1 protein-coding gene is annotated in these 4,741 nt (G+C 65.0%); it reads right to left on the bottom strand.

What is annotated here, in order from left to right; all coding sequences use genetic code 11:
* On the bottom strand, positions 1–4,439 hold a 4,439-nt coding region (locus QUG03_RS23120), incomplete at its 3' end, for a calcium-binding protein (RefSeq protein ID WP_500821109.1).
* Between the last annotated feature and the right edge of the window lie 302 nt (positions 4,440–4,741).

Below are 4,741 nucleotides of genomic sequence, written 5' to 3'. Positions count from 1 at the left end.
CCGGCGCCGCCGCGCAAGGTGTCGCCCTCAACGCGCCAGCCGCCGCCATCGTTGTTGCCGTAGATCACGTCGTCGCCGTCGCCGCCTTCCAGCAAATCGGCGCCGTTGCCGCCGTTCAGCGAGTCGTTGCCGGCGCCGCCGCGCAGCGTGTCGTTGCCGTCTTCGCCGTACAGGCTATCGTTGCCCGCACCGCCTTCCAGCAGGTCGTTGCCGGCCCCGCCGTATAGCGTGTCGTTGCCGGCGCCGCCGAACAGGCTGTCATTGCCTTCATTGCCGAACAACTGGTCATCACCGGCCAGGCCGAAGATCACGTCATTGCCCTTGGCGCCCTTCAGCGTATCCGCGCCGTCGGTGCCGTTCAGGGTGACGGCGGCCAGGCTGATCAATTCCAGCAGGCTCCAGCTTCCGCCGTTGGCGAACACGATGCTGCCGGACCATGAGCTCTGCACCGACATGCCGGCCTGGATGGTGATGCTGTCCACGCCGTTGCTGTGACGCAGCACCACATCGTCGCCAATACGCACCACGGTGATGTCGGTCACCGAAATCCCCACGCCGAAGCGGATTTCGTCGTAGCTGCTCCAAGCGATGTTGACGCCTTTTTCGCCATAGCGAATGGTGTCCTGGCCGTCGCCCAGATTGAAGATATAGACATTGCGTCCCGCGCCGCCTTCCAGCACATCGTTGCCGGCGCCACCCTTCAGCGTGTCGTTGCCGCCGCGGCCAATCAGGGTGTCGTTGCCGGCACCGCCGTCCAGCAGGCTGCCGCCCGCGCCGCCAATCAACACATCATTGCCGGCGGTGCCGATGTAGATGCCGCTGGCCCACTGGTTGATCTGCACCGCGCTCCAGCTGTTGCCGTCGGCGAACACCACGCTGCCCACCCAATTGCTCTGGCTGGTGAACCAGCCCTGGATCAGCACCGAATCCACGCCGTTGGCGTGTTGCAGCAACACATCGTCGCCCACGCGCACCACGGTGATGTCGGTCACCGAGATGCCGGCGCCGAAACGGATTTCGCTCTGGTGGCTGACGCTGACGTTCAGCGAGTTGTTGATCACCACATCGCGGCCGTCGCCCAGATTGAAGACGTAGATGTCTTGGCTGCCGCCGCCCTTGAGGGTGTCGTTGCCCTTGCCGCCTTCCAGGATGGACACGCCGCCGCCGGCGCTGATCAGCACGTCGTTGCCGGCGCCGCCCTTCAGGGTGTCGTTGCCGCCACCGCCGATCAACACGTCGTCGCCGTCGCCGCCGTCCAGCAGGTCATGCCCCTTGCCGCCCTTGAGGACGTCGTTGCCGCTGGTGCCGATGAAAATGCCCGCCGCAAACTGGCTGATCTGCACCGAAGTCCAGCTGCTGCCATCGGCGAACACCACGCTGCCCACCTGGGACAGCTGGCTGCTGAACCAGCCCTGAATGCGCACCGAGTCGCTGCCGTTGACGTGCTGCAGCACGATGTCGTCGCCAACGCGCACCACGGTGATGTCGGTCACCGCAATGCCGACGCCGAAACGGATTTCGCTGCTCATGCCCACCGACACGTTCAGCGAGTTGTTGATGACGACATCGCCGCCGTCACCCAGATTGAACACATAGATGTTCTGGTCCGCACTGCCGCGCAGGGTGTCGTTGCCCTTGCCGCCGTCCAGGATCACCGTGCCGCTGCCGGTGGCGATCAGCACGTCGTTGCCGTTGCCGCCGCGCAAGGTGTCGTTGCCGCCGCCGCCAATCAGCGTATCGTCGCCGTCGCCGCCTTCCAGCAGATCGCTGCCGCTGCCACCGTGGAAGGCGTCGTTGCCGCTGCCGCCCACATAGACGCCTTTGACGAACTGATTGATCTGCACTGAGGTCCAGCTGCCGCCGTCGGCGAACACCACGCTGCCCACTTGCATGCTCTGGCCGCTGAACCAACCCTGGATGCGCACCGAATCGCTGCCGTTGACATGCTGCAGCAACACGTCGTCGCCGATGCGCACCACAGTGATGTCGGTCACCGCAATACCGACGCCGAAGCGGATCTCGCTGCTCACGCCCACCGACACGTTCAACGAGTTGTTGATGATCACATCGTTGCCGTCGCCCAGATTGAACACATAGATATTGTGCTCGCTGCCGCCTTGCAGGGTGTCGTTGCCCTTGCCGCCTTCCAGGATCACGGTGCCGCTGCCGCTGCCGATCAGCACGTCGTTGCCGGCGCCGCCCTTCAGGGTGTCGTTGCCGCCTCCGCCGATCAGCGTGTCGTCGCCGTCGCCGCCGTCCAGCAAATCGCCGCCCTTGCCGCCGGTCAGCACATCCTTGCCGCTGGTGCCGCCCGCGGCCACCACCATGGTCAACAGTTCGGCCGCGCTCCATTTGGAACCGTCGGCGAACACCACCACGCCGGCCCAGCCGGTCTTGTCGACCAGGCCGTTCTTGACGCGGATACTGTCCTGGCCGTTGACGTGTTGCAACAGCAAGTCATTGCCGGCGCGCAGCACGCGGATGTCCTTGGCGCTGATGCCGGCCTTGAAGCGGATTTCGTCGTTGGCGCTCAAGGCGGCGATCTTGCCTACCTGAGAGCCGTAGTTGATCAGGTCGCGGCCGTCGCCCACGCCGAAAACAAAGGTCTCGCGGCCCTTGTTGCCGATCAGCACGTCGTCGCCGGCGCCGCCTTCCATCGTGGTGTGGCCGCTGACGCCGCCTTGCAGCTGGTCGTCGCCGGCGCCGCCGCGCAAGGTGTCCTCGCCGCCGTTGCCTATCAGGGTGTCGTTGCCGGCGCCGCCGTCCAGCAGGTCGGACTGACCGGAGCCCAGCAGCAGATCGTCGTCATCGCCGCCGGTCTGCACTTCCAGCAGTTTCTGCGCCAGTTCCGCGCCCAGCCAGACGCTGCCGTCGGCGAACACGATCTGGCCATGCCAGCCATGCTCAAGGCTGAAGCCCGCCTGAATGGTGATGGAGTCGCTGCCGTTGGCGTGGATCAGCACGATGTCGTCGTCCTGGCGCACCACCCGGATGTCGTCCACCGAAATGCCGACGCCGAACACGATGCGGTCCTGCAAGGTCACGCTGACGTCCACGCCGTGCGCGGCGATCACGTCCGCGCCGTCGCCCAGGCCAAACTGATAAATCTCCGCGCCGGCGCCGCCCACCAGAGTGTCGTTGCCCGCGCCGCCGATCAGCACGCTGACGCCCGCGCCGCCGCTGATCAGCACATCGTTGCCCAGGCCGCCGATCAGGGTGTCGTTGCCGCCGCCGCCGATCAGCGAATCATTGCCGGCGCCGCCGTCCAGCAGATCGCTGCCTTCCCAACCGATCAAGGTGTCGTTGCCGCTGCCGCCCAGCTGGGTCAGCTTGATGTCGGCCTGGGTCCAGACCACGCCTTCGGCGAACACGATGCGTTCGATCCGGCTGGACGCGCTGGCGAAATAGCCTTCCACCACCAGGCGGTCGCTGCCGTTAACGTGGATCAGCACCAGATTGTCGCCCTGGCGGCTGACGCTGACGTCCTTGACCAGGATGTCGGCGCCGAAACGGATTTCGTCTTTCACCGACACGTCCAGGCCGCCGGCGTCGCGGATCACGTCCACGCCGTCGCCCAGATTGAACTGATACACATCGGCGCCGGCGCCGCCGATCAGCACATCGTTGCCGCGGCCGCCGTGCAGCACATTGTTGCCGCTGCCGCCGTCCAGCGTGTCGTCGCCGTCGCCGCCCAGCAGGGTGTCGTTGCCGTCTTCGCCAAACAGCTTGTCGTTGCCGGCGCCGCCGTCCAGCAGATCGTCGCCGCCGCGGCCGTTAAGCACGTCATTGCCGCCCAGGCCGATCAGATGATCCTTGCCCAACCAGCCATTGAGGATTTCCTTGCGCTCGCTGCCGGTCTGCACGATCACGCGCTGCGCCAGATCGTTAATGCCCCATTCGCCGCCGTCGGCGAACACGATGCGCTCGATCCAGAAGCTCTTGTCGGCGAACCAGCCCTTGATGGTGACCGCGTCGTCGCCGTTGCGGTGCGACAGCAGCAAATCGTCGCCCACATGCTCCAGCTGGATGTCTTCCGGGCGGATGCCCGGGCCGAAGCGCAACTCGTCGCGGTAGGCCGGATCGCTGTCCGCCGCGTCGCGCTTGTCCTGGGCGTTGTCGGTAATGGTGTCGAAACCATCGCCCAGATTGAACAGATAGATGTCCTTGTCCGCGCCGCCGATCAGGGTGTCGTTGCCCTCGCCGCCGGCCAGCACATTATTGCCGCTGCCGGCGTTGAGCAAGTCGTCGCCGGCGCCGCCTTCCAGGGTGTCGTTGCCGGCGTAGCCGTTGAGCACGTCGTCGCCGGCGCCGCCCTGCAGCAGATCATTGCCGTCGTAACCGTTCAGGGTGTCGTTGCCGGCACCGCCCTTGAGCACATCGTCCTGCGGGCCGCCTTCCAGCACGCCGCCCAGGTCGCTGCCCGTTACGCTTGTCGTCATAACTTGTTTCCTTATCAATATTTGTTCGTGTCATCACGCACTACGATTTACTGCTTGCTACTACTCTTGCCGGTTCCACCGCCTAAGAACCTGTTCAAAGTCTGCTGCGCTTCGGCGATACCGCGTTGAAAACCCCTTTGAAATGCTCATGTACCACTTGTACATTCCGCTTCCTCAGCGGTTTTCGCCTTGTCTCGCCCTTGCTCGCGAGACTTTGAATAGGCTCTAAGCCGCCTTCACTCCGCCGGCAAGCCCAACAACCGTCGATAGCCCGCCAAGCCCGCTTCCACGCTGTAGCGCCC

It is taken from the genome of Chromobacterium sp. CCUG 30098, from assembly GCF_059916605.1.
Note: the sequence above shows the minus strand (reverse complement) of the source record. Positions and strands in the feature narration are given on the sequence as shown.